Annotated in this window: 18 protein-coding genes and 1 pseudogene; 10 read left to right on the top strand and 9 right to left on the bottom strand. The window is 73.6% G+C overall.

The genetic code is table 11. The features are described from left to right. Positions 1-479 precede the first annotated feature (479 nt). A complete protein-coding gene (locus A8713_RS03815; RefSeq protein WP_079158827.1) occupies positions 480-1,070 on the top strand; it encodes a L,D-transpeptidase family protein in 591 nt (196 codons plus the stop codon). Positions 1,071-1,097: 27 nt separating this feature from the next. On the opposite strand, the gene A8713_RS03810 is transcribed toward A8713_RS03815, so the two are convergent. Further along, positions 1,098-1,553 (bottom strand): MarR family winged helix-turn-helix transcriptional regulator, encoded by a 456-nt coding sequence (locus tag A8713_RS03810; protein ID WP_064531416.1) that lies wholly within the window; start codon positions 1,551-1,553, stop codon positions 1,098-1,100. Positions 1,554-1,774: 221 nt separating this feature from the next. Between A8713_RS03810 and A8713_RS03805 the strand changes: the two genes are divergently transcribed. Together A8713_RS03805 and mltG are read left to right on the top strand one after the other, a co-directional pair. After that, positions 1,775-3,577, top strand: coding sequence for an ABC transporter ATP-binding protein (locus tag A8713_RS03805; protein WP_064531415.1), 1,803 nt, complete (start codon positions 1,775-1,777; stop codon positions 3,575-3,577). 143 nt (positions 3,578-3,720) lie between these two features. Continuing rightward, positions 3,721-4,623 carry an endolytic transglycosylase MltG gene (gene mltG, locus A8713_RS03800; RefSeq protein WP_064531414.1) on the top strand — a complete coding sequence of 301 codons (903 nt, stop codon included), beginning with the start codon at positions 3,721-3,723 and terminating at the stop codon, positions 4,621-4,623. Positions 4,624-4,645: 22 nt separating this feature from the next. On the opposite strand, the gene A8713_RS03795 is transcribed toward mltG, so the two are convergent. Next, positions 4,646-5,725 carry an NAD(P)-binding domain-containing protein gene (locus A8713_RS03795; protein ID WP_064531413.1) on the bottom strand — a complete coding sequence of 360 codons (1,080 nt, stop codon included), beginning with the start codon at positions 5,723-5,725 and terminating at the stop codon, positions 4,646-4,648. Positions 5,726-5,783: 58 nt separating this feature from the next. Here A8713_RS03795 and A8713_RS03790 point away from each other — a divergent pair, with 58 nt between their 5' ends. Beyond that, positions 5,784-6,206 carry a secondary thiamine-phosphate synthase enzyme YjbQ gene (locus A8713_RS03790; protein ID WP_064531412.1) on the top strand — a complete coding sequence of 141 codons (423 nt, stop codon included), beginning with the start codon at positions 5,784-5,786 and terminating at the stop codon, positions 6,204-6,206. 89 nt (positions 6,207-6,295) lie between these two features. Here the strand turns inward: A8713_RS03790 and A8713_RS03785 are convergent, their stop codons facing one another. Together A8713_RS03785 and A8713_RS03780 are read right to left on the bottom strand one after the other, a co-directional pair. Beyond that, entirely contained in the window at positions 6,296-6,748 is a 453-nt protein-coding gene (locus tag A8713_RS03785; RefSeq protein WP_064531411.1) for a universal stress protein, read from the bottom strand. Between the two features lie 1,106 nt (positions 6,749-7,854). Continuing rightward, positions 7,855-8,436 carry a TetR/AcrR family transcriptional regulator gene (locus tag A8713_RS03780; protein WP_064531410.1) on the bottom strand — a complete coding sequence of 194 codons (582 nt, stop codon included), beginning with the start codon at positions 8,434-8,436 and terminating at the stop codon, positions 7,855-7,857. Positions 8,437-8,682: 246 nt separating this feature from the next. On the opposite strand from A8713_RS03780, the pseudogene A8713_RS03775 reads away from it, so the two are divergent. The 4 genes and pseudogenes from A8713_RS03775 to A8713_RS03760 all read left to right on the top strand — a co-directional run. Then, positions 8,683-9,213 (top strand): annotated as a pseudogene (locus A8713_RS03775) ((2Fe-2S)-binding protein); the annotation flags it as partial. Positions 9,214-9,398: 185 nt separating this feature from the next. Continuing rightward, positions 9,399-10,391 carry an FAD binding domain-containing protein gene (locus tag A8713_RS03770; RefSeq protein WP_064531409.1) on the top strand — a complete coding sequence of 331 codons (993 nt, stop codon included), beginning with the start codon at positions 9,399-9,401 and terminating at the stop codon, positions 10,389-10,391. Continuing rightward, complete coding sequence (locus A8713_RS03765; RefSeq protein WP_064531408.1) at positions 10,388-12,529, top strand: xanthine dehydrogenase family protein molybdopterin-binding subunit; 2,142 nt, start codon at positions 10,388-10,390, stop codon at positions 12,527-12,529. The genes A8713_RS03770 and A8713_RS03765 overlap by 4 nt, the downstream gene beginning before the upstream one ends. Next, positions 12,522-13,673, top strand: coding sequence for an XdhC family protein (locus tag A8713_RS03760; protein WP_064531407.1), 1,152 nt, complete (start codon positions 12,522-12,524; stop codon positions 13,671-13,673). Before A8713_RS03765 ends, A8713_RS03760 begins: the two co-directional genes overlap by 8 nt. Before the next feature lie 35 nt (positions 13,674-13,708). Here the strand turns inward: A8713_RS03760 and A8713_RS03755 are convergent, their stop codons facing one another. From A8713_RS03755 to A8713_RS03740, 4 genes are all read right to left on the bottom strand, one after another. Continuing rightward, entirely contained in the window at positions 13,709-16,612 is a 2,904-nt protein-coding gene (locus A8713_RS03755) for an ATP-binding protein (protein ID WP_064531406.1), read from the bottom strand. Between the two features lie 164 nt (positions 16,613-16,776). After that, positions 16,777-17,799: a (-)-alpha-amorphene synthase gene (locus tag A8713_RS03750; RefSeq protein WP_237305300.1), complete on the bottom strand. Its 1,023-nt coding sequence runs from the start codon at positions 17,797-17,799 to the stop codon at positions 16,777-16,779. 5 nt (positions 17,800-17,804) lie between these two features. After that, positions 17,805-19,316 (bottom strand): cytochrome P450, encoded by a 1,512-nt coding sequence (locus tag A8713_RS03745; RefSeq protein WP_237305299.1) that lies wholly within the window; start codon positions 19,314-19,316, stop codon positions 17,805-17,807. Between the two features lie 282 nt (positions 19,317-19,598). Next, positions 19,599-20,003 (bottom strand): DUF5997 family protein, encoded by a 405-nt coding sequence (locus A8713_RS03740; protein ID WP_064531404.1) that lies wholly within the window; start codon positions 20,001-20,003, stop codon positions 19,599-19,601. 72 nt (positions 20,004-20,075) lie between these two features. Between A8713_RS03740 and A8713_RS03735 the strand changes: the two genes are divergently transcribed. Beyond that, a complete protein-coding gene (locus A8713_RS03735; protein ID WP_064531403.1) occupies positions 20,076-20,933 on the top strand; it encodes a LysR family substrate-binding domain-containing protein in 858 nt (285 codons plus the stop codon). Positions 20,934-21,070: 137 nt separating this feature from the next. On the opposite strand, the gene A8713_RS03730 is transcribed toward A8713_RS03735, so the two are convergent. Continuing rightward, a complete protein-coding gene (locus tag A8713_RS03730; RefSeq protein ID WP_064531402.1) occupies positions 21,071-21,547 on the bottom strand; it encodes an Lrp/AsnC family transcriptional regulator in 477 nt (158 codons plus the stop codon). Between the two features lie 298 nt (positions 21,548-21,845). Between A8713_RS03730 and A8713_RS03725 the strand changes: the two genes are divergently transcribed. Further along, positions 21,846-23,345 (top strand): FUSC family protein, encoded by a 1,500-nt coding sequence (locus A8713_RS03725; RefSeq protein WP_064531401.1) that lies wholly within the window; start codon positions 21,846-21,848, stop codon positions 23,343-23,345. Positions 23,346-23,425 lie beyond the last annotated feature (80 nt).

Genomic DNA, 23,425 nt, shown 5'->3' with positions numbered 1-23,425 from the left:
AGGCGCCGCGGTGGCGGCGGCGAGAGTCGTGACAGGTTCGCCGCGCGAAGCAGCCGAAGGCAACCGGTTTTCCGCCGCCGTTCCGGCCGGGCAACGGGGCTGACGATGTGAGAGGTGACGGGAAGCCAGTGGGACGGCCGTGCGGCCCGCTCGCGCGCGCGGCCTCGGCGTCCGGGTCTCGCGCGGGCCGGATCCAGTACCTTCTCGACCCCCTCGCCGGGCCCGTCCCACGCGCCCGACACGCTCCAAAGAGAAGCGAATAAGGCTATTTGGACCAACGTCGAGTGGATCGTCAGGTCCGGCGTGTCCAGCATGGGTTCATGCGAAGAGGCGGCGTAAGACGTGCGATGGTCGCTATGACGGCCTGTGGATTCTTTCTGACGACTCTGGCCGCGTGCGGCGGCGAGCGGACCGAGGTCCGCCACGGAGACGTCCCGAGGCCGGGTGGTCCTTCGGGGTCCGCCCGGCCCACTCCGACCGTGAAACCGGCCCGGGTCCCCGGCGTCGGTGAGCGGATGTGGCAGCGGGTCCCGGCAGGCACCCGCCAGATCCTGACGGTGTACGGGGACGGCAAGAACTCCCCGGACGGCACCGCCGTGCTGTACGAGAAGCACGGGAACGCGTGGCAGCGGGTCGACAGCTGGCCGACGCACAACGGCAAGCAGGGGTGGAGCACGGACCACCGCGAGGGCGACGAGCGCAGCCCGGTGGGCGTGTTCACGCTCTCCGACGCCGGCGGTCTCCTCGACGACCCGGGCACCAGGTTCCCGTACACCCAGGACGAGGAGGCGTTCGCGTCCCCCTACTACTGGGACGAGGCCCACTGGCACGACTTCGACTACGTGATCGCCATCGACTACAACCGCCGGACGGGCACCCGGCCCGACGACCCGACCCGTCCGCTCGGCCAGCGCAAGGGCGGCGGCATCTGGCTGCACCTGGACCACGGCGACGGCACGCTGGGGTGCGTCAGCCTCCCGGAGTCGGCCATGGAGTACCTGCTGCGCACGCTGGACCCGAAGGACAAGCCCGTCGTGGTGATGGGGGACAAGGACGACCTGAAGGCGTAGTCGCCCGCGGCGGGGCGGCCGGTGGACTCAGCAGCGGTGCCCGCGCGCGGGCACCGTGCCCACGAGGGTGTCCAGCAGGTCACCGAGGACCGTGCGCTGCTCCGCGGTGAGGGGGGCCAGGATCTCCTCGGCGGCGGACCGGCGCGCGCCGTGCAGTTCGCGCAGGGCCATGCGCCCGTCGTCGGTCAGCTCGATACGGGTCACCCTGCGGTTGGCCGGGTCGGGGACCCGGCGCACCTTCCCGTTCGCCTCCAGTCCGTCCACCAGGGTGGTCACCGCGCGCGGCACGACCTCCAGGGACTGGGCGAGATCCGCCATCCGGGGCGGCTCGCCGAAGTGCGCCAGCGTGCGCAGCAGCCGGGACTGCGCCGGTGTGATGCCGAGGGCGCGCTCCTCCAGGTGGCGTTTCTGGATGCGGTGCACCCGGCGGGTGAGCCGGAGCAACTGCTCGGCGAGGGGGCCGTCGGGGTCGGGCGTGGTCATGCGGGAACAATATCAGGATGCCGCTCATTATGAGCATAGGTAACAATGAGCTAGCATCCGAAAGGCCGCCGCCGGCCGTGGTCCACCATCCGTGACCGCAGACCGCAGACCGCAGACCGCAGACCGCAGACCGCAGACCGCAGACCGCAGACCGCAGACCGCAGACCGCGCGGGCCGCGGGTCCGGCCGAGCCGTCCGTCGCACCCATCCCGTAGGAGCCCATGCACCCCGACCGTCACCCCTCCTGGACCCCGTCCACCGACGCGCAGGAACAGCCCCGGCAGGTCCGCCGCATCCTCGGGCTGTTCCGCCCCTATCGCGGCCGCCTCGCGGTCGTCGGCCTGCTGGTCGGCGCCGCGTCCCTGGTCTCCGTCGCCACGCCCTTCCTGCTGAAGGAGATCCTGGACGTCGCGATCCCGCGGGGCCGTACCGGTCTGCTCAGCCTGCTCGCCGCGGGCATGATCGTCAGCGCCGTGCTCACCAGTGTCTTCGGCGTGCTGCAGACCCTGATCTCCACGACCGTCGGCCAGCGGGTGATGCACGACCTGCGCACCGCCGTCTACGGACGCCTCCAGCGCATGTCCCTGGCCTTCTTCACCCGCACCCGCACCGGCGAGGTGCAGTCGCGCATCGCCAACGACATCGGCGGCATGCAGGCCACCGTCACCTCCACCGCCACCTCGCTGGTCTCCAACCTCACCAGCGTGGTCGCCACGATCGTCGCGATGGCCGCGCTCGACTGGCGGCTGACCGTGGTCTCGCTGCTGCTGCTCCCGGTGTTCGTGTGGATCAGCCGCCGTGTGGGCAACGAGCGCAAGAAGATCACCACCAGGCGGCAGAAGCAGATGGCCGCGATGGCCGCCACCGTCACCGAGTCGCTGTCCGTCAGCGGGATCCTGCTCGGTCGCACCATGGGCCGCTCCGACTCGCTGACCAGGTCGTTCGCCGAGGAGTCCGAGGGCCTGGTGGACCTTGAGGTCAGGTCCAACATGGCCGGACGGTGGCGCATGGCCGTCATCACCATCGTCATGGCCGCCATGCCTGCCATCATCTACTGGACCGCGGGCCTGGCTCTCAGATTCGGCGGCCCCGAGGTCTCCATCGGCACGATCGTCGCCTTCGTCTCGTTGCAGCAGGGTCTGTTCCGGCCGACCGTGAGCCTGTTGTCGACCGGCGTGCAGATACAGACCTCGCTCGCCCTGTTCCAGCGCATCTTCGAGTACCTCGACCTGCCGATCGACATCACCGAGCGCGAGCGGCCCGTCCGCCTCGGCCAGGTCAAGGGCGAGGTCCGTTTCGAGGACGTGACCTTCCGCTACGACGACAAGGGCGCCCCGATCCTCGACGGCATCGACGTCACGGTCCCGGCGGGCAGCAGCCTCGCGGTCGTCGGCCCCACGGGCGCGGGCAAGTCCACGCTCGGCTACCTGGTTCCCCGGCTGTACGACGTGAGCGCGGGGCGCGTCACCCTGGACGGCGTCGACGTGCGCGACCTGGACTTCGACACGCTCGCCCGCGCGGTGGGCGTGGTCTCCCAGGAGACGTACCTCTTCCACGCCTCCGTCGCGGACAACCTGCGCTTCGCCAAACCGGACGCCACCGACGAGGAACTGCGCGCGGCGGCCAAGGCGGCCCAGATCCACGACCACATCGCGGCCCTGCCCGACGGGTACGACACCGTCGTCGGCGAGCGCGGCCACCGCTTCTCCGGTGGCGAGAAGCAGCGCCTGGCCATCGCCCGGACCATCTTGCGGGACCCCCCGGTGCTCATCCTCGACGAGGCCACCAGCGCGCTGGACACCCGTACCGAGGCGGCCGTCCAGGAAGCCATCGACGCGCTGTCGGCCGACCGGACCACGCTCACCATCGCCCACCGCCTCTCCACCGTCCGCGACGCGGACCAGATCCTCGTCCTCGACTCCGGCCGCGTGGCCGAGCGCGGTACGCACGAGGAACTGCTCGAACAGGACGGGCGTTATGCGGCGCTGGTCCGCCGTGACGCCCGACTGGAACCGACGACGTGACGCCCGAGCGGAGTCGACGACGCGAGGCCTGACCGGAGCCGGAGACGTGACGCCCGATCTGAGCCGGCGACGTGACACTCGACCTGAGCCGACAAACCGACGATATGCCGGGTTTATGATCTCCGGAGCGTTACCGTGCCCGCATGCAGACGAACACGCCGTCACGGAAGACCGTCACGCTGACGCGCCGGGGCCGGCTGGCCCTCGTCGTGTCCGGGGCCGTCCTGGCGGGCACCGCCGTGGCGGTGCCGCTGCTGACCCTGCGCGAGGACGGACCGGTGCGCCCGCACGCGCTGGTGATCCCGGAGGGCTGGCGGGCCGCCCAGGTGTACGCCGCCGTCGACCGGGCGCTCGACGTGCCACCCGGCAGCACCCGGCAGACGGCCGCCAAGGGCGGACTCGGGCTTCCGGAGGTGGCCGAGGGCAACCCGGAGGGCTATCTGTTCCCGGCGACCTACCGGATCGACGACCGGTCGACCCCGCGGTCGCTGCTCTCTGCGATGGTCGGCGCCGCGGCCAGGAAGTTCACCGCGGCGCCGCCGGGCGCGGGCCCCCAGCGCACCACGATGAATCTCCACCAGGCGGTCACCATCGCGAGCATCGTCCAGGCGGAGTCCGCCACCAAGGCCGACATGGGCAAGGTGGCCCGGGTGATCTTCAACCGGCTGGAGCAGGGCATGCCCCTCCAGATGGACTCCACCTTGAACTACGGCCTGGACCGCGCCACCGTGCGCACCACCGCCGAGGACACACGGATCGACAGCCCGTACAACTCCTACCAGCGGATGGGGCTGCCGCCGACGCCCATCGACAACCCCGGTGAGGACGCGCTGCGCGCGGTGTACAACCCGGCCCCGGGCGACTGGCTGTACTTCGTCACCGTCAAACCGGGCGACACCCGCTTCACCGCGGACTACACCCAGCACCAGCGCAACGTGGACGAGTTCAACGCCCGCCGGCAGAGCCTCGCGCAGCAGCGCACCGGGCAGCAGGAGCAACACCAGCCGGAGCAGGGCACCCGCAGCCCGCAGCCGGCGCCGAAGTGACCGGGGTCGGCGTCCGGAGACCTCAGGCGGCGACGGCCGGATCCCCGGCCAGCAGCCGCCGGATGTCGCGGACGGCCGCGCGTCCGGCCCGGTTGGCGCCCACGGTGCTCGCCGAGGGGCCGTAGCCGACGAGATGGATGCGGGGATCGGCGGCGACCCGCGTCCCGTCGAGGCGGATGCCGCCGCCCGCCCCGCGCAGCCGCAGCGGCGCCAGATGGTCGAGCGCGGCCCGGAAGCCCGTCGCCCACAGGATGACGTCCGCCGCCAGCCGCTGTCCGTCCGGCCACTCCACTCCCTCGGGGGTGATCCGGGCGAACATGGGCCGGCGGTCCAGCACACCGTCGCGCAGCCCCTGCCGCACGGCGTCGTTCAGCGGGAGGCCCGTCACCGAGACGACGCTCCGGGGCGGCAGGCCCCGCCGGACCCGTTCCTCGACGAGCGCGACCGCGGCGCGGCCCGCGTCCTCGTCGAAGGGCCCCTCGCGGAAGACCGGCGGACGGCGCGTCACCCAGGTGGTGGCCGCCGCGTACGGCGCCAGTTCCAGCAGGTGCTGGGTCCCGGAGGCGCCGCCGCCGACCACGATCACCCGCTGCCCGGCGAACTCCTCGGGCCCGGCGTACTGCGCGGTGTGCAACTGCCGTCCGCGGAAGGTCTCCTGCCCCGGGTAGCGCGGCCAGAAGGGCCGGTCCCAGGTGCCGGTCGCGTTGATCAGCGCCCGTGCCGACCAGTCGCCCTGCGAGGTCTCCACCAGCAGCCGCCCGCCCCCGCCCTCGCGCACGGCGCGCACGTCCACCGGCCGTCGTACCCGCAGGTCGAACACACGCTCGTAGTCGGCGAAGTACGCGCCGATGACCTCCGAGGAGGGCCGCGCGGGGTCGGCGCCGGTCAGCTCCATGCCCGGCAGCGCGTGCATGCCGTGCACCTTGCCGTACGTCAGTGACGGCCAGCGGAACTGCCAGGCGCCGCCGGGGCCGGGGGAGTGGTCGAGCACCACGAATCCGCGCTCCGGCGCGAAGCCGCCGCGCCGCAGGTGATGGGCGGCGGCCAGGCCCGCCTGACCGGCCCCGACGACGACCACGTCGACCTCACGAGTGCTGTCCACGCCAGGACCAACCGCGCCGCGGGCACGGATCTTCCCCGGGATCGAGGAGGATGGGCGCATGTCACACGCCTTCACCACCCGAGTGCTGAACGTCGCCTCCGGCTCGCGGGAGCGGGTCGTGGACCTCACCCGTGACTGCGAGGAGTTCCTGCGGGAGACCTCCGACGGCCGTGACGGTCTGCTCAACCTGTTCGTGCCGCACGCCACCGCCGGTATCGCCGTCATCGAGACCGGCGCGGGCAGCGACGACGACCTGCTGGCGACCCTGCACACCCTGCTGCCCGCCGACGACCGCTGGCAGCACCGCCACGGCAGCCCCGGCCACGGCCGCGACCACGTCCTGCCGGCCCTCGTCCCGCCGCACGCCACCCTGCCGGTCGTCGGGGGCCGCCTGGAACTGGGCACCTGGCAGTCGGTCTGCCTGGTCGACACCAACGTCGACAACCCGAACCGCCAGGTCCGGTTGAGCTTCCTAACCTGAGGCTGTCCGGTTTGGGAACTCCCGGACGCGACGTCCTGGAACGACTTCCTGGGCCGAGACTCCCTGGCCCGAGGCGACCCGGCGCGCTCTCAGTGCGCCGGGTCCTTCTCCTGCCGTACGGTCACCACCGGGCAGGCCGCGTGCTGGGCGCAGCGCTGGCTGACCGAGCCCAGCATCGCGCGCGCGAAGCCGCCGCGGCCGCGGCTGCCCACGACAAGGATCTCCGCCCCCTGCGAGGCGCGGATCAGGATTTCCGACGGGTTGCCCTCGACGAGGTACTCGCGCATCCCGTCCGGCCGCCCGTCGGCGAAGACGGCGCGCAGCGCCTCGGCGAAGCGGTCTTTGGCCTGCTCCAGGTCGAACGTCGGGTCGATCGCGGGTCCGGTCCAGCCCGCGTCCGACGGGGTGTCCCAGGCGTGGACGGCCTCCACGACGCCGTCCACCAGTTCCGCGTACCGCACGGCCCAGCGCAGCGCCGCGTAGGACGACGGCGAACCGTCGACACCCACGACCACCCGAGGTCGCGGTCCAGAGGGTTGCATGGGCACCTCACTCGAACGTCGCTGTCCCCCCTGCGGGCGGCCCCGGAGTCCGCGGGCCTCACCTCAACGCTGCCCGGCGCGGCGCGAGCGCGCCAGCCGAGCGCGCGCGGGCGGAGCGGGCGCGGGGCCAGGGCGGGCGGAGCGGGCGCGGGGCCGGGGCGGGCGCGGGCCGCCGCCAGAGCGCTCGCCGCACCCAGGTAGCTGCCGGTCATCAGGAGCTCGAACCAGACCAGGCCGATCGCCTGCACCTCGTCCAGCCGGGCGCCGGGCGGACACGCGGTGCGCACCATGAGGTCGGGCGGCACCAGCACCCCGCCCAGGGTCACCTGGTCGCTCTCGGCCCCGGCCAGGAAGCCGCTGGACCAGAAGCCGCTGACACCCAGGCCCTCACCGGCCGCGGGGACCAGGGCCACCGCCAGTTCCTGGCCGGCGCCGCCCTCGCGGGGCACGAGCACGCTCGCGGTGAGCAGATCCATGGAACGTGCCAGGCTGCACGGGCGTTTCACCCCGGTGATCCGCAGCCACTCGGGCGCCGGGGTGGCGGACATCGACGGCGACAGGATGCCGGTGCCGCTGCGCCCCTCGGCGAAACCCGAGGCCACCAGCTGGTTCTCCGTGGCGACGGCCTGGACGGCCATCCATTCGAGCCCCTCGCCGGAGTTGTTGAACCCCACCAGGGTGACCATCGAGAAGTGGTGCATGGTCGTCGCGACGGCGAGCGAGGGCGAACGGCTGCCGAGGGCGCGCTGCACCCGCACGGCGTCGAGTGCGCGGGCGCCCGCCCCGGCCCTGGAGGGACGCCGGGGCCAGCAGCCCCGGGCCGCCGCTGTCCCGGAAAGGCCCGACCCCGGGGCCGCCGGGCCGCCGGGCCGCCGGGCCGCCGGGCCGCCGGGCCGCTCCAGGGTCATCGACGGCACGGCCCGCAGGCTGTCGTCGAGCCCCGGCAGCAGTTCGGTGCGGGCCGCGCGTTCACGGTCCAGGAATCAATCTCATGTCGTCCCCTGCTGCTTGGTCCTCGGGCGCCGCCGGCGGCGACCCGTCCGCGGTGTCGCCGGTGTCGCTGTCGGGGCAGCGTCACGTGTGTTTACGCACGGGGCACCAGGAACTCAGCCGCGACCGGGCGCACCCACCCGGAGGCCGTCCATGACGAGGTCGAGCAGACGGCTCGCGCGGGACTGCCAGTCGCCGTGCGGATCGAGCTGCCAGATCCCGGCGATGGCGAGGACGAAGTCGTCGGAACTGACGCCGGGCCGGATGGCACCGGCCTCCTCGGCGGCGCGCAGCAGGAGGTCGGCGGCGGAGGCCAGCGCGGTGTGCCCCGGCTTCGCCGGGCTGCCGGGGGCGGCGGTGGCCTGCCGGATCGCGTCCGCGAGACCGGCCTTGGTCATGGCGAACCGGACCAGCCGGTCCATCCACTCGCGCAATGCCTGGTCCGGGGAACGGCACTCCAGCAGCTCGGTCGCGCTGTCGGAGACCTGCTGCATCTCGTGACGGTAGATCTCCAGGACCAGCGCCTCGCGGTTGGGGAAGTTGCGGTAGAACGTGCCCTGGCCGACGCCGGCCTTCCTGGCGATCACGCTGAGCGGGGTGTCGGCGCAACGGGTCAGCTCGGCCACCGCCACTTCCAGGATGGTCTCGCGATTGCGTTGTGCGTCCGAGCGCTGAGGCGTGTGCTTCTTCTGCTGCACTCGTCCTCCTTTCGGGTACGCCGCCGAACCCGGCCTTGCTAAGCGGACAGCTGTCCGGTAGTTTCGCGAATAACGGACAGCTGTCCGCTTCGCGTCCACTCTAGCGGTGGGCAGTGCTTTTCCGCCACGCACAGTGCCCTGTTCCGATTCCCAGAGCCCTTGTCCCCGACGTCACTTTTCCTGATTCATCGTCTGTCAGGCCGACATCTCGACGTGTTTCCGCCGCATATGCGAAAGAAGCTGATCATGGACCCAGCCACCTCGTCGACGCACAGCCCGATCACTTTGAACATCAACGGCGAGAAGCACGCGCTGTCCGTCGACCACCGCACCACCCTGCTCGACGCCCTGCGCGAGCGGCTCGATCTGACCGGCACCAAAAAGGGCTGTGACCAGGGACAGTGCGGTGCCTGCACAGTACTGCTCGACGGCCGCCGTGCCGTCTCCTGCCTGCAACTGGCGGTCGCGGCCGAAGGGCGCGAGATCACCACCATCGAGGGCGTCGCCGAGGGCGACCGGCTGCATCCCGTGCAGCAGTCCTTCCTCGACCTCGACGGCTTCCAGTGCGGCTACTGCACACCTGGCCAGATCTGTTCGGCCGTCGCCGTGATCGAGGAGCACGCGGCGGGCTGGCCGAGCGCGGTCACCGACGATGTGCGCCCCGAGGCCGGACCGCCCCCGCTGACCGCCGACGAGATCAGGGAGCGGATGAGCGGCAACCTGTGCCGCTGCGGCGCCTACGCGTCGATCGTCCAGGCGGTCGAGCGGGCCGCGTCGACCGTGCGGTCCGGCGGCGCGTCCGCCGTGGAGAGCACACAGAGCACACCGAGCGCACAGAGCACACCGAGCGCACCGAGCGCACAGAGCACACCGAGCGCACCGAGCGCACAGAGCACACCGAGCGCACTGAGCGCACCGAGCGCACCGAGCGCACCTTGCGCACCGAGCAAGGAGGCCGTGGCATGAGGGAGTTCGGCTACGAACGGGCCCATGACGTCGCCGGTGCCGTCGCGCTGCTGGGCGCCGACCCGGACGCCCGATTCCTCGGCGGCGGCACCAACCTCGTCGACCTGATGAAGACCGGCGTCGAGCGGCCCGCCCGCCTCGTCGACGTACGCGAGCTGCCGCTCGACGGGATCGAGCCCACCGACGACGGCGGTCTGCGCATCGGCGCCACCGTCACCAACAGCGACCTCGCCGCCCACCCGGACGTGCGCCGCCGCTACCCGGCGCTGACCCAGGCGGTACTGGCCGGTGCCTCGGGGCAACTGCGCAACATGGCGACCGTCGGCGGCAACCTCCTCCAGCGCACCCGCTGCGGCTACTTCACCGATGTCACCCGGCCGTGCAACAAGCGCGTCCCCGGCAGCGGCTGCCCCGCGATCGAGGGAGAGCACCACAACCACGCGATCCTGGGCGCCTCCGAGCACTGCGTGGCCGTCCACCCCTCCGACATGGGCGTGGCCCTGACCGCCTTCGACGCCGTCGTCTCCTACGAGACCGCCGACGGAGCGGGCTCTCTGCCGCTCGCCGACTTCTATCTCCCCGTGGGCGACACCCCGCACCGGGAGACCGCCCTGCCGCCGGGCGCGCTGATCACCGGCGTCGTCCTGCCGCCCGCCCCCGTCGCGGCCCGCTCGCGCTACCGCAAGGTCCGCGAGCGCGCCTCCTACGCCTTCGCCCTCGGCTCCGTGGCCGCCGCCCTCGACGTCCGGGACGGCGTCGTGCACGAGGCACGCCTCGCCCTCGGCGCGGTCGCGTCCCGCCCCTGGCGGGCCCGCACCGCCGAGCGGATGCTGACCGGTGCCCCGGCCGACGCCGCCGGCTTCGCCGCAGCGGCGGACGCCGAACTGGCCGCCGCGAGCCCGCTGCCGCACAACGGCTACAAGGTGGCCCTCCTGCGCAACCTGACGGTGGCCGTGCTGACCGAACTCGCCGAGGAGATGGCCCGATGACCACCGCCACCGGAACACGTACGACCAGGAAGGGCGCCGTCGGGACCGCGCACACCCGCGTGGAGGGCCTCGACAAGGTCACCGGAGCCGCCCGCTACGCCGGTGAGATCCCCTTCGCCGACCTCGCCCACGGCTGGCTGGTGCTCTCCACGGTGGCCCGCGGCCGGATCCGGTCCCTCGACACCGCGCCCGTGCTCGCCATGCCCGGAGTGCTCACCGTCCTCCACCACGAGAACGCGCCGCGCCTGAAGACCGACTTCATCGGCCTGCTGGGCGTCCCCCCGGACCCCACCTCCACCCTCTTCCAGAACGACCGGGTGGCGCACCGGGGCTGGCCGGTGGCGCTGGTCGTCGCCGAGACCTCCGAGCAGGCCAGGGAAGCGGCCGAATCCCTCGTCGTGCACTACGAACAGGAGCCGCACGACGTCGACTTCTCCGCCGGCCGCACCGACGCGTACGAGCTCCAAGGCCATATGCCGGCGGCGACGGAGAAGGGCGACCTGGCGGCCGAACTCGCCGCCTCCGCCGTCACCCTCGACGAGGAGTACACCACCCCCGAAGAGCACCACAGCATGATGGAGCCGCACGCGGCGACCGCCCTGTGGGACGGCGGACGCCTCGAACTCGTCGACTCCAACCAGGGCGCCACCTGGGTCGTCGGCGAACTGGCCAACCTCTTCTCGCTCGACCCGTCCGCCGTGCGCGTGCGCTCCGAGCACGTCGGCGGCGGCTTCGGCAGCAAGGGCGTGCGCGCCCACCAGGTGGCCGCCGTGATGGGCGCGACCGTCCTGCACCGCCCCGTGCGCGTCGTCATGACACGCCGCCAGATGTTCTCGCTGACCGGCTACCGCAGCCCCACCGCGCAGCGGATCAGGCTCGGCGCGGACCCGGACGGCCGCCTGCGCGCGCTGGAGCACCTCTCGCTCAGCCAGACCTCCACCGTCCACGAGTTCGTCGAGTCGTGCGCCGCCCCCTCCCGGGTGATGTACGACGCCGAAGCCCACCACACCGTCCACCGCGTCGTCCGGCTGGACGTGCCGACCCCGACGTTCATGCGCGCACCGGGGGAGGCCCCGGGCTCCTTCGCCCTGGAGTCCGCGCTCGACGAACTCGCCGAGAAATGCGGTCTGGACCCGATCGAGCTGCGCCTGCGCAACGAGCCGGAGCGGGGCCCCGTCTCCGGACTGCCCTTCAGCAGCCGCAATCTGACCGCCTGCTTCCGCGAGGGCGCCCGCAGGTTCGGCTGGGCCGACCGGGACCCACGCCCCGGCGTGCGCCGCGAGGGGCGCTGGCTGCTCGGCACCGGCACGGCCGCCGCGTCCTTCCCCTCCAACGCCGGGCCGTCCACCGCGCTCGTCACGGCCGAGGCGGACGGCACCTTCACCGTGCGGATCGCCGCCGCCGACGTCGGCACCGGAGCGCGCACCGCGCTGCTCCTGGTCGCCGCCGACGCCCTGGAGACGACGACGGACCGGGTCCGGGTGCGCATCGGGGACAGCGACTTCGGACCGGCGATGATCTCCGGCGGTTCCATGGGCACCCGGTCCTGGTCCTGGGCGGTCAGGATCGCGGCCGAAGAGCTGCGCGAGCGGCTGACGCTGGGCGCCGACATCCCGCCGGAGGGCATCACTGTGCGCTCCGACACCACCGAGGCCCTGCGGTCCCTGACCGGCAAGGAACGGCACTCCTTCGGCGCCCAGTTCGCCGAGGTCGCCGTGGACGTCGCCACCGGCGAGGTACGGGTGCGCCGGATGCTCGGCATCTTCGCGGCGGGCCGCATCGTCAACCCGCTCACCGCCCGCAACCAGCTCGTCGGCGGCATGATCTGGGGCATCTCCATGGCGCTGCACGAGGCGGCGGCCCGCGACCGGGCCGACGGCGGACTCTACGGCCCCGACCTCGCCGGCTACCACGTCACGTCGCACGCCGACGTACCCCCGTCGATCGAGGCCGACTGGGTCGACGACCCGGACCCGGACGACCCGGTCGGCATCAAGGGCATCGGTGAGGTGGGCATCGTCGGAGCCGCCGCGGCGATCACCAACGCGGTGTGGCACGCCACCGGCGTCCGCCACCGCGACCTGCCCGTCCGCCCCGACCGCGTCCTGGAGGCAGCCGCGAGGGAGCCGCATGCTTGACATCGCCGAGGAGCTGCACCGCTGGACGGAGGAGGGCCGGGCCTACGCCGTGGCCACCGTGGTCACCGTCGGCGGCAGCGCGCCGCGCGGTCCGGGCGCTGCCCTCGCCGTCGACAGCGAGGGCACCGTCATCGGCTCGGTCTCCGGCGGCTGTGTGGAAGGAGCGGTCTACGACCTGTGCCGACAGGCCCTCCAGGACGGCACCACCGTCCTGGAGGAGTTCGGCTACAGCGACGAGGACGCCTTCGCGGTCGGCCTGACCTGCGGCGGGACCATCGGCATGATGATCACCCCGGTCGGTGCGCAGGCGCCGGTGCGCACGGTGCTCGGGGCGGCGCTGGCGGCCGCCGTCCGCGACGAGCCGGTGGCCCTCGCCCGGATCGTCCGCGGCCCGGAACGGCTGCTCGGCGCCACGGTCCTGGTCCGGGCGGACGGCACCGACGAGGGCGCGCAGGACGGCGGGTTCGGTGACCATCCGGAGGCGGCCCGCACCGCGGTGGCCGAGGCCAGGGCGCTGCTGGAGGCCGGCCGCACGGGGACCGTGGAGCTGTCCGAGGACGGCTCGCACTGCCCCGGCGGACTGACCCTGCTCGTCGAGGTGACCGTGCCGCCGCCGCGCATGATCGTCTTCGGGGCGGTCGACTTCGCGGCGGCACTGGTCAGGGCGGGCAAGTTCCTCGGCTACCACGTGACGGTGTGCGACGCCCGGCCCGTCTTCGCCACCCGGGGCCGCTTCCCCGAGGCCGACGACATCGTCGTGGACTGGCCGCACCGCTATCTGCGGGACACCCCGACCGACCCGCGCACGGTGCTGTGTGTGCTCACCCATGACGCCAAGTTCGACATCCCCCTGCTGACGGTCGCCCTGCGGATGCCGGTCGCCTTCGTCGGCGCCATGGGCTCGCGCCGGACCCACGAGGACCGCAGACGCCGGCTGCGCGAGGCGGGCGTGAGCGAGGAGGAGCTGGACCGGCTGCGGTCCCCGATCGGCCTGGATCTCGGCGCCCGTACCCCGGAGGAGACGGCCCTGTCGATCGCGGCGGAGATCGTCGCCGCCCGGCGCGGCGGGACGGGCACCCCCCTGACCGGCTCGGGAGGTCCGATCCACCACGACCGCGGTCCGGGCGGCACCCGCGCCGCGTAGGCGACCGGCCGGGGCCCGGGAAGGAGAGCAAGGGGTCAAGGACAGGGTCGGGGATAGGTCTCCAGCGCGGTGGCGAGCCCCGCGGCGTCGGTGCCCACCTTGCGGTACACGGAGGAGAGGAGCTGGCGCACCCCCTGCTCGGTGAGCCGCAGTTCCTTGGCGACCACCGCCACCGGATGCCCCTGCGCGGCCTGTTCGGCGGCTCTGCGTTCCTGCGCGGTGAGCGTGTCGGTCTGCGCGTACCGCAGCGGCAGCGGGCGCAGTCCGGCCGCCGACAGCTCCGCCCTGGCCCGTACGGCAAGGGCCTCGGCCCCGCAGTGGACCGCGGTCTCAAGACCCCGGTAGAGCCGGTCGGCCGCGTCCGCGAGCCGGCCGTTGCGGGCCAGGGCGGCTCCGTGCCCCACCAGCGCGCGGGCCAGTTCGTACCCGGCCGGGGACCCCTCCAGCAGGCAGACCGCCTCGGCGTGCAGCTCCAGCGCCGCCGGGCCGCCGGTGACCTCGGCCATCGTGCGCAGCGCCTGCCCGGTGGCCGAGGCCGCGCCGAAGGCCCGCGCCCGCTGGACCGCCTCCCCGGCCAGGCAGACGGCGCGCTCCGGCGCCACGGGTGCCAGAGCCGTCGCCAGGTCCAGCTGCCAGGGGCACCACGCGGGATTGCGCCAGGCCCGGGAGTCCTGCCGGTCGCCGACGGCGGACAGCAGCCGTGCCGCCTCCGCGTGGCGGCCCTCCGCCAGCAGCAGTTCGGCATACACGGTGCGCGGGTCGGGGTAGATCACCGCGTTCGGGACGGTCTCGCCGAAGGCGTGGTCGTCGGCGACCTGCCGGGCCTCGGCGATCCGGCCCCGGGCCAGCAGCGTCTGGATGAGCACACCGATCGCGAACCACTGCGCCGGGACCGCGCCCTCCACCCGGTCGGCGACGCGCAGTCCTTCGCGGACGTGGTTCTCCGCCTCGGCCAGGCCGCCGCGGTGGTAGTGGATATAACCGAGCAGCGTCTCGCCCAGGGCCAGATGGGAGCCGCGCCAGCCCTTGGCGTTGCACTCGGCGATGCCCCGGCCGAACAGTTCCTCGGCCCGCCGGGGCTGGTCGCAGTACATGAACAGCAGGGCGACCGAGGCGGGCACCTCGAAGCCGCGGTTCTCGTCGGTCCAGCTCATCCCGCCGCGCAGCGCTCGCTCGGCATGGTCGAGGACCGTCTGCCGCGCCTCGCCGCGCACCATGGCGTCCCAGGCGCGCAGCCCCAGGATGTAGCGCTCCTCCAGGGTGCGGCCGGTCAGCCGTTCGGCCAGGCGGGCGAGTTTGCGGGAGCGGGCCGGTGAGTCGGGTTCGTCGGTGCGGAAGGCGCTCCACACGAAGTGGTCGGCCTGCATGCGCAGCCGGGTCCGCGGATCGGTGGCCTTGTGCGCCTCCTCGGCGGCCACGCTCGCGGCCTCCGCCATCCGGTCGGTGTGCGCCAGCGCCTGCGTCAGCCGGTAGACGATGGAGGCCCGCAGCCCGGGGGAGAGACCGGGTTCGGTGAGGGCCTGCCGCAGATGGGTGACGGTGGCCGCGGGTTCGATGAGGAAGGTCGAGCCGGCCAGTTCGTGCAGCAGCGCGGCCCGGTCCTCGGGCGGCGGCGGTTCCTGGAGGGCCCTGGCCAGCGCCCGCCGGGCGGCCTCCGGAGCCCCGGCCCGCAGATACTCGCGGGCGGCCTCCCGCAGACAGGCCACGGCCTCGGGCCTGGCCTCGCACGGCACTTCCAGCAGATGCCGTGCGGCGGCCGTGGGGCCGAGCCCGGCGGCGCGGACGGCCTCGGCGGCGGCGTTGTGCAGACCCACCCGCAGGCCGGGCGGGATGGACCGGTAGATCGCGGTGGCGATCAGCGGGTGCGTGAACTCCAGATTGCCGCCGGTGCCGGGACTGTCGGTGAGGATCCTGGCGGCGCGCAGCTTCGCCGTCTCCTGCGCGGCCTGCTCCATCCCGACCACGGCGACGGCGGCGGCCAGGTCCGGCGGTACGGAGGTGCCCAGCACGGCGGCGGCCGAGGCGAACATGACGGTGCCGGGGCCGAGTCGGCGCAGACGGTCCAGCAGACCGGGCCCCTTGATCGCGGAGGCCACGTCGCGCATCACCGGCAGATCGGCCCCGGTCCCGCGCACCCGCCGTTCGGCGAGCTGGATCGCCAGCTCCACCGCCTCGAAGGGACGGCCCTCGGTGACCGTGCAGCACTCCTCGCAGAACGCGTCCTCGGCCGACTCGCCCACGTGTTCCCGGATGATCCGGGCCACGCCCGTGGCGGAGAGCGGCCTCAGCGCGTGCGGGCGGTTCTCGTGGTGCTCGACCAGGGTGCGGAAGGCGGTGGCCTCGGGCGGCAGTTCGCCGGGACGGTAGGCGACGACGATCAGCAGGGGAAGATTCTCGATGCGGGGCGCGAAGGAGGCGAGCCAGCTCAGCGACTCCGCGTCGGACCAGTGCGCGTCGTCCAGAAGCAGCACGACCGGTGCCCGCGCCACGGTGAGACGTGTCATCACCCAGTCGAGACCGTCACGCACCCCGGCCGGATCCGGCACCCGGGCGCTGTCGGACGCCTCCAGGCCGAGCGCGGTGGCGACGATGTCGTACCAACTGCCCAGGAACTCGCGGCGCTCGGCCTCGGGCATCGCCGCCAGCGGAGGCTGCACCAGTTGCCGGACCACATGGAAGGCCAGCTCCTGCTCGTTCTCGCCGCCCCGGGCCGACAGGACCGTGCAGCCCTGGGCGAGGGCCCGCGCGCGCAACTGCGCCATGAGCGTCGTCTTCCCCAGCCCCGCGGGACCGGTGAAGGCCAGCAGCCCGCCGCCGCGCAGGGACCCCTCTGCGGACGCGGCGAGGGAGGCCAGCGCGTCGTCCAGCACCCGCAGTTCCCGCTGCCGTTCGAGCAAGGGCCGGTGTCCGGTGTGCGACTGCCACGGCTCATCTGCCATGTGCCCTACCGCTTCCTGTGCTTCGGCCGTCCGAGGAAGCCAGAGCGTACGCCCGCGTGGTCCCCGGACGGCCGAATGGGGCATGGAAGAGGCAAGGAAGGGTGAATCTTCTCGCTCCGAGGATTGACGCCTCTTCCAGGTGGGTAACGCGCCTCGAATGTCCGCTACCGGGTGGGCGCCTGGGCGGAGTCCGCGTACCGCGGCACCGTCCGGGACCAGTGGTAGCAGCCGCGGATCCAGCCGGTCATGCCGTCCACATAGCCGGCACCGGCGGGGCTGAGCTCAGGGGCCAGTTCCGCGCGGAGCCGTTCGAACTCATGGATGGTGCCGTTGATCCGGCCGATGGCCGACGTCACCGCCTCCGGCAGCGAGCAGTCGTGGGCCCGCTGATAGCCGAGGGCCAGGTTGATCAGTCCGCCGGCGCGCTGCTCCTTCACCGCGGAGTAGAGGTCCGGTATCCACACCGCGGCGTCGGAGGACAGCGCCGTCAGCCGCCGCATCAGCGGGTGATGGAGTTCGCGCGGGGCCAGTTCGCCGGTCTGCGCGGCCTCGCACAGGGGGTAGAACGGCTGCACCCCCGCCGTCAGCGACCGTATCGACGTGCACACCCCGAGACGCGGCGCGGCGGACCCGTGCTGGGCCACCGCCTCGTACATCAGCCCGTGCACGTACTCCTGGCCGTACCAGGCCCAGCGTGCCGCCTGGGCGGGGGTGCAGCGCCGCCGGACCTGCCGGTGGAGGTCGGTGAGCGCCGCCCCGAGAGGCGTCGTCGGCGGCCGGCCCTCGCGCAGGACCGCGATGCTCTCGCACAGCATGGGCAGCAGCCGGTCCGGTCCCTGCTCACCGACCTCCTCCGCCCGGTCGTCGAAGACGAACTGGTAGGCGATCTGGAGGGCGACGAGCCGCAGGATGTCCGCGTCGACGTCCGGGGTGGTGTACGAGGCGAGCTGGGCCGGCCGGGTCCGGACGATCATGTCCGCGACGTCCGGATCGGCGGTCAGACCGCGGTCGTCCAGCCAGTCGTCCGTGGCCGCCACCGCCTCCGCCTCATGGGGGTTGCTGCGGAAGGCATAGGGCATGTGGAGGCGGGCGTCGATCAGATCGTTGAGCGAGGCAGCCGGGTCGGAGAGCGCCTCGGCTGCCGGGACTGCCTGTCGTGGTACGCGTTCCTCTTGCCGCGTCGCCACCTCGGTCACCTGCCCTTCGGGTCGGAGTGGTCCTGCTGGCGGACCGAGCGCGGAGGGGTCCCGCTCGGTCCGGGCGGTGCCGGTTCGGGGGACGTCGGTCCGGCGGAGGCCGGTCGGAGCGGCGGCGGTTCGGCGGAGGCCGGTCGGAGCGGCGCCGGTCCGGGCGCCGCCGGGCAGGTCCGGCCCGCGCCCGGCTGCGGCGCGCCCGGCCGGGACGGGCCCGCGCGGACCGGCCGCGGTTCGCAGGTCATCACCAGCGACCGGGGGCCCAGCGTCACGGCCGGGCGCAGGGGCGCCACCGGTCCCGGCGGATGGCGCAGCCGCAGCCGGCCGGCGATCGTCGCGACCGCCACCGTGGCCTCCGCCACCGCGAGCGCGTCGCCGATGCACTTGCGGTTGCCCGCGGCGAAGGGCAGCATCGCGCCGTGCGGCACGGCCGCCGTCCGCCCCGGCAGCCAGCGGTCCGGCAGGAACCGCTCCGGCTCGGGGAACGACGCGGGATCGTGGTGCAGCAGATACGGGCTGTAGAGGACGGTGGCGCCCCGGGGGATCCGGCAGCCGCCCAGCTCGGTCTCCTCGGTGGTGACCCGGGTGAACAGCCAGCCGGGCGGGGAGTGCCGCAGCGTCTCGGTCACGACGTTGCCGGTGTGCACCAGCAGCGGCAGTTCGGCGGCGGTCGGCGCGCGCCCGCCCAGTACCGTGTCGACCTCCTCGTGCACCCGGCGTTCGGCCTCCGGATGCCGGGCCAGCAGGCTGAAGAGGGAGGCCAGGAGGAGAGCGGTGGTCTCCACCCCGGTGAGCAGCAGGGTGATGAGATGGTCGTGCACCTCCTGCCCGGTGATCGCGGGCCCGTCCTGCCCGCGCTCGGCGGCCAGCAGGGTGCCCAGCAGATCGTCCCGCGGTGCCTGGGCGCGCCGCCGTGCGACGGCCGCGTCGATCAGGCCGTGCAGGCGTTCGAGAGCGTCCCGGTAGCGGCGGTTGGCGGGCAGGGGCACCCGGAAGGGCGCGTCCAGCGGCACCACCGTACGGACGAACAGCCCGCGCACCACGGTGGACAGACACTCCCTCAGCTCGGCGGCCGCGGCCTCGTCGAGCGTGTCCGAGAGCAGGACCCGGCTGGTGACGCGGGTCGTGAGGGCCATCGTCGTCGCGCTCACGTCGACGCGCCGTCCCGGCCGCCAGGTGTCGCACAGCGCCGCGGCCTCGGCGCCCATCAGCTCCGTGTACGCGGCCACGCGCGTGGCGTGGAACCGCGGTTGCAGCAGCCGCCGCTGTCTGCGGTGGGTCTCCTGGCGGCTGGTGACCAGGCCGTCCCCCATCAGGGTCCGGAGCCGGTCGTACTGGGAGCCGCCCTTGTCGAACGTCCGGGTGTCCACGAGCATTCGGTGGACCAGCTCCGGATGGCACACGATCCAGGCGGGCACCGGGCCCAGCCGGATCCGGACGATGTCCCCGCGCCGCGGCAGAGAGTTGAGAAAATCCAGCGGACGGCGGAACAAGGCGATACCGTGGCTCAAGAAAGGGAATATGCCCGGCGCAGTACCCACGGTCCAGGACCGTTCGGATCGGTCGGTCGTGGATACGGCACCGGTTGACGCACCGCTCATCGAATACCACCTGCCTCAGTCGGCACACAAAAATGGGGCGGTCTTTCAGGGCTTGGCGCTCGAACCATGTCCTGCCCAGTTCAACGCGTGCGCCGACCGCCCTCCGCTGTGCACGGGGGGCGCACGGGAGCGCGCGGAAGCGTGGGACGAACCACCTGTGCGACGTACCGAGGCGGCCGGGCCGCCCCCGCGTCAGGCGTCCGGGGAGTCACCCTCCCCGGCCCGCTCGGCGTTCCGCTTCTTCAGCCGCGCCGCCTCCTTGCGGACCTCGGCCTGGGTGGCGCGCTCCTTCTCCAGCCACTCGGGCCCCTCCTGCTTCAGGGCCTCGATCTGCTCGGTGGTGAGCGCCTCGGTGACCCCGCCGCGCGCCAGGCCCGCGATGGAGACACCCAGCCTGGCCGCGACCACCGGACGGGGGTGCGGGCCGTCGCGCCGCAGCTCGCGCAGCCACTCGGGCGGATCGGCCTGGAGCTGGTCCAGCTCGGCGCGCGAGACGACGCCCTCCTGGAACTCGGCGGGCGTGGCGGGCAGGTACACACCCAGCTTCTTCGCCGCGGTGGCGGGCTTCATCGTCTGGGTGCTCTGGTGCGACTTCATGGTGTCCAGACTATCCACCGGCGGGGCCGGGTCCCGACCACGCCGGGTGACCCGGCCGGGTAACCTGGCCGGGTGACAGGCTCGGAGACATCCCCCACGTTCCGGCTCGCGTACGTCCCCGGGGTGACGCCCGCCAAGTGGGTGCGGATCTGGAACGAGCGCCTGCCCGACGTCCCCCTCGCCCTCGTCCAGGTACCGGCCGCCGACGCGTCCGCGGTGCTCGGCGAGGGCCGCGCGGACGCGGGCGTCGTACGCCTGCCCGTCGACCGTACGGTCTTCAGCGCGATCCCCCTCTACACCGAGACCACCGTGGTCGTCGTCCCCAAGGACCACCTGGTGACGGCGGCGGACGAGGTGTCCCTCGCCGACCTGGCCGACGAGGTCGTCCTGCACCCCCAGGACGACGTCCTCGGCTGGGAGCGGCCCCCCGGCGAGCCCGCCTTCGAGCGCCCCGCGACCACCGAGGACGCCGTGGAACTGGTCGCGGCCGGTGTGGGAGTGCTGATCGTGCCGCAGTCGCTGGCCCGGCTGCACCACCGCAGGGACCTGACCTACCGGACCGTCGCCGACGCCCCGCAGTCGGGCGTCGCGCTGGTGTGGCCCGAGGAGGCGACCACCGACCTGGTCGACGACTTCATCGGGATCGTGCGCGGCCGGACGGCCAACAGCACCCGCGGCCGCAGCCGGCCCGAGGCGCAGGCCGGGACCGGGCGCGGGCAGGACACGGGGACCGGCCGCAAGGCCGCTCCCGGCAAGGGCTCGGGCAAGGCCCCGGGCAGGTCGGCGGGCAAGGGTGCGGGCGCGGGCGGCACCGGCAGGACGGCCCAGAGCCGAGGCGGCTCCGGCCGCACCGGCGGGGCGCGCGGCGCCAAGGGCGCCCAGGGCGGAGCCAGGGGCGCCAAGCGGGGCCGGCCGCGCCGCAGCTCCTAGCCTCCCGAAGTCCAGGGCCAGATCCACATCCGGCCCAGAGCCAGGGACAGATCCGGTCACATCCGGCCCAGAGCCAGGGACAGGTCCGGGGCCGGGACCAGGTCCGGATCCGGGGCCGCAGGCAGGTGCTGCCCGGTTCACTTCCCGGACGCACGCCCGATCGACTCCACCAGCGGCAGCAGCCGGTGCGGGACGCGCTCGCGCAGGGCCACCTCGGTACGGGTGCGGACCACGCCCGGCAGGCTGATCAGCTTCTGGATCACGTCCTCCAGGTGGGCGTTGTCGCGCGCCACGACCCGGGTGAGCAGATCGCCGCCGCCGGTGATGGAGAACGCCTCCACGATCTCCGGCACCCCGGCCAGCGCGTCCCCCACGTCGTCCAGGTGCCCCTGGGTGACCTCGATGTGCACGAACGCCAGCACCGGGTGGCCGAGCGCGGCGGGGGAGAGGGACGGGCCCGTCCCGGTGATCACACCGTCGCGCTCCAGACGGTCCAGCCGGGCCTGGAGCGTGCCCCGGGCGATGCCGAGGACGCGCGCGTACTCGCGCACGCTGGTGCGCGGCTGCTCCAGGAGCAGCCGCAGGATGCGGGTGTCGAGTTCGTCCACGGCCATGGCGGCGCCGGTCTCCCTGGGAAGGCGTCGTTCGACCCGACTGTACCAATGGCCCACTCCCGCCCCCGGCCGGTGAGCCAGGCACGCCCGTCCATTGGCCTGTCGCCAGGGCTGTTGTCCGAGCCCCCGCTGTGCCAATGGCCCAGTCATTCCGGAGCCACTTGAGCCAGAGCCCCCGAGGATGCTCTGATGGACGGGTCGATGGCGCTGCGGATCCCCGCGGCGCCTTTTTCATGCCGGTCCCGGCACGCCCGTCGTGCCGTGCCGGGTCCACACGTCTGCCGAGGGGCGGTCATCAGTGCTCAAGAGGGTGTTCGCGGCTCCGGATCCCGGACGGGCGCGGCTGCGGTTCGCGTCCCGTGCCGTCCTCGGGATCGGCCTGGCGACCGCCGTGTGCGGGCTGGCCGGACACTCCCTGCACGGCGCCGTGACCGGCGGGCTCGCCGCGCTGCTCGCCCTGTTCACCGTCACCGACCCCACGGTCCGCGGCCAGGCGGTCACCACCGTGCTGCTGCCCGTCGTCGGCGTCCCCGTCCTGGCCGCCGCCGCGGCGCTGCACGGCCTCCCGGTGGCCCGGGACCTCACCTTCTTGGCCCTGGTCGGCGCCGGTGTCTACGCGCGCCGCTGGGGGCCGCGCGGCCACAGCCTGGGTGTCTTCGCGTTCATGACCTTCTTCGTGGCCCAGTTCCTGCATGCCACGACCGGGCAGCTGCCCGAGCTGTCCACCGCCCTCGTGCTGTCCGTGCTCACCGCCGCCGGGGTGCGCTTCGGGCTGTGGTGCTACGAGCGCCGCAGCTCCCCGGCCGCCCCGCCGCTGCCCCCGGACGGCACCGGCCTCGCCCGGGTGACCACCCGGCAGGCGGTCCAGGCGACCGCCGGCGCCGGGTTCGCGCTTGTCGTCGGCCAGCTGGTGTCCGGGCAGCGCTGGTACTGGGCGGTCGGCGCCACCTGGTGGGTGTTCGTGAACACCGCCTCACGCGGCGAGACGCTGGTCCGCGGCTTCCGCCGGGTCCTCGGCACGGTGCTCGGCATCGGCCTGTGCGCCTTCCTCGTCGCCCCGCTGCACGGAGCCGCGCTGCCCACCGCCGTGCTCGTCGCCGTCAGCGTCTTCGGCATCTTCTACACCGCCGCCGTGTCCTACACCTGGATGATGCTCTGGGTCACCCTCCTCGCCACCTCGCTCTACGGCCTGCTCGGCGTCCTCACCCCAGGGCTGCTCTCCCTGCGGCTGGGGGAGACGGCGGTCGGCGCGCTCGGTGCCTGGCTCGCCGTGCTGTTCGTGCTGCCGGTCAGCACCCACGCCGTCACCGGCGCCTGGATCCAGCGCGCCCTGCGCTGCGTGCACACCTGCACCGCCGAGGCCGCCGCCCGGCTCGCGGGTGCCACCGACGCCGACCCGGCGCCCCGGGTGGCCGAATTGGAACACCTGCTGGGCCGGGTACGGCTCTCCGTCGCCCCGCTCGTGCACCCGCTGAACCCGATGCTCGGCCGCAAGCGCCGCGCCCGCCAGGTGCTCGCCCTGCTGGACGACTGCGCCCGCGAGGTCCGCGGCCTGGTCGCGGTGGCCGCCGATCCCGTGGCCTCGCACGACGCGCGGCTGGCCGCCGCCTGCTGGCGGGTGGAGGCCGCCGTCGAGGGGCTCACCGACGGCGGCGGTACGTCCCTCACCGCCGCCGGCACCGCCCACCCCGCCGCTGAGGTGCCCGCACTCGCCCACCTGCACGGCCTGGAGCGGGCCCTCGCCGAACTGGCCGCCCCGCTGCGCGCGCCGTCCGGCTCGCCGCTGGTCGGCGCCTGACGCGCGAACCGCCCCGGGGACGGGCGCTCCGAGCCGACGTACACTCCCGCGCCTGCGCCGTGGCCCCTCGCGCCCCAGGT

The organism is Streptomyces sp. SAT1 (genome assembly GCF_001654495.1).
Classification (GTDB): Bacteria; Actinomycetota; Actinomycetes; order Streptomycetales; family Streptomycetaceae; genus Streptomyces; species Streptomyces andamanensis.
Note: the sequence above shows the minus strand (reverse complement) of the source record. Positions and strands in the feature narration are given on the sequence as shown.

Coding starts and splice junctions, on each gene's coding strand:
- mltG (WP_064531414.1), top strand. CDS start 3,721: ATGCAGACGAACACGCCGTCACGGAAGACCGTCACGCTGACGCGCCGG.
- A8713_RS03805 (WP_064531415.1), top strand. CDS start 1,775: ATGCACCCCGACCGTCACCCCTCCTGGACCCCGTCCACCGACGCGCAG.
- A8713_RS03790 (WP_064531412.1), top strand. CDS start 5,784: ATGTCACACGCCTTCACCACCCGAGTGCTGAACGTCGCCTCCGGCTCG.
- A8713_RS03770 (WP_064531409.1), top strand. CDS start 9,399: ATGAGGGAGTTCGGCTACGAACGGGCCCATGACGTCGCCGGTGCCGTC.
- A8713_RS03740 (WP_064531404.1), bottom strand. CDS start 20,003: ATGAAGTCGCACCAGAGCACCCAGACGATGAAGCCCGCCACCGCGGCG.
- A8713_RS03810 (WP_064531416.1), bottom strand. CDS start 1,553: ATGACCACGCCCGACCCCGACGGCCCCCTCGCCGAGCAGTTGCTCCGG.
- A8713_RS03755 (WP_064531406.1), bottom strand. CDS start 16,612: ATGGCAGATGAGCCGTGGCAGTCGCACACCGGACACCGGCCCTTGCTC.
- A8713_RS03760 (WP_064531407.1), top strand. CDS start 12,522: ATGCTTGACATCGCCGAGGAGCTGCACCGCTGGACGGAGGAGGGCCGG.
- A8713_RS03765 (WP_064531408.1), top strand. CDS start 10,388: ATGACCACCGCCACCGGAACACGTACGACCAGGAAGGGCGCCGTCGGG.
- A8713_RS03785 (WP_064531411.1), bottom strand. CDS start 6,748: ATGCAACCCTCTGGACCGCGACCTCGGGTGGTCGTGGGTGTCGACGGT.
- A8713_RS03730 (WP_064531402.1), bottom strand. CDS start 21,547: ATGGCCGTGGACGAACTCGACACCCGCATCCTGCGGCTGCTCCTGGAG.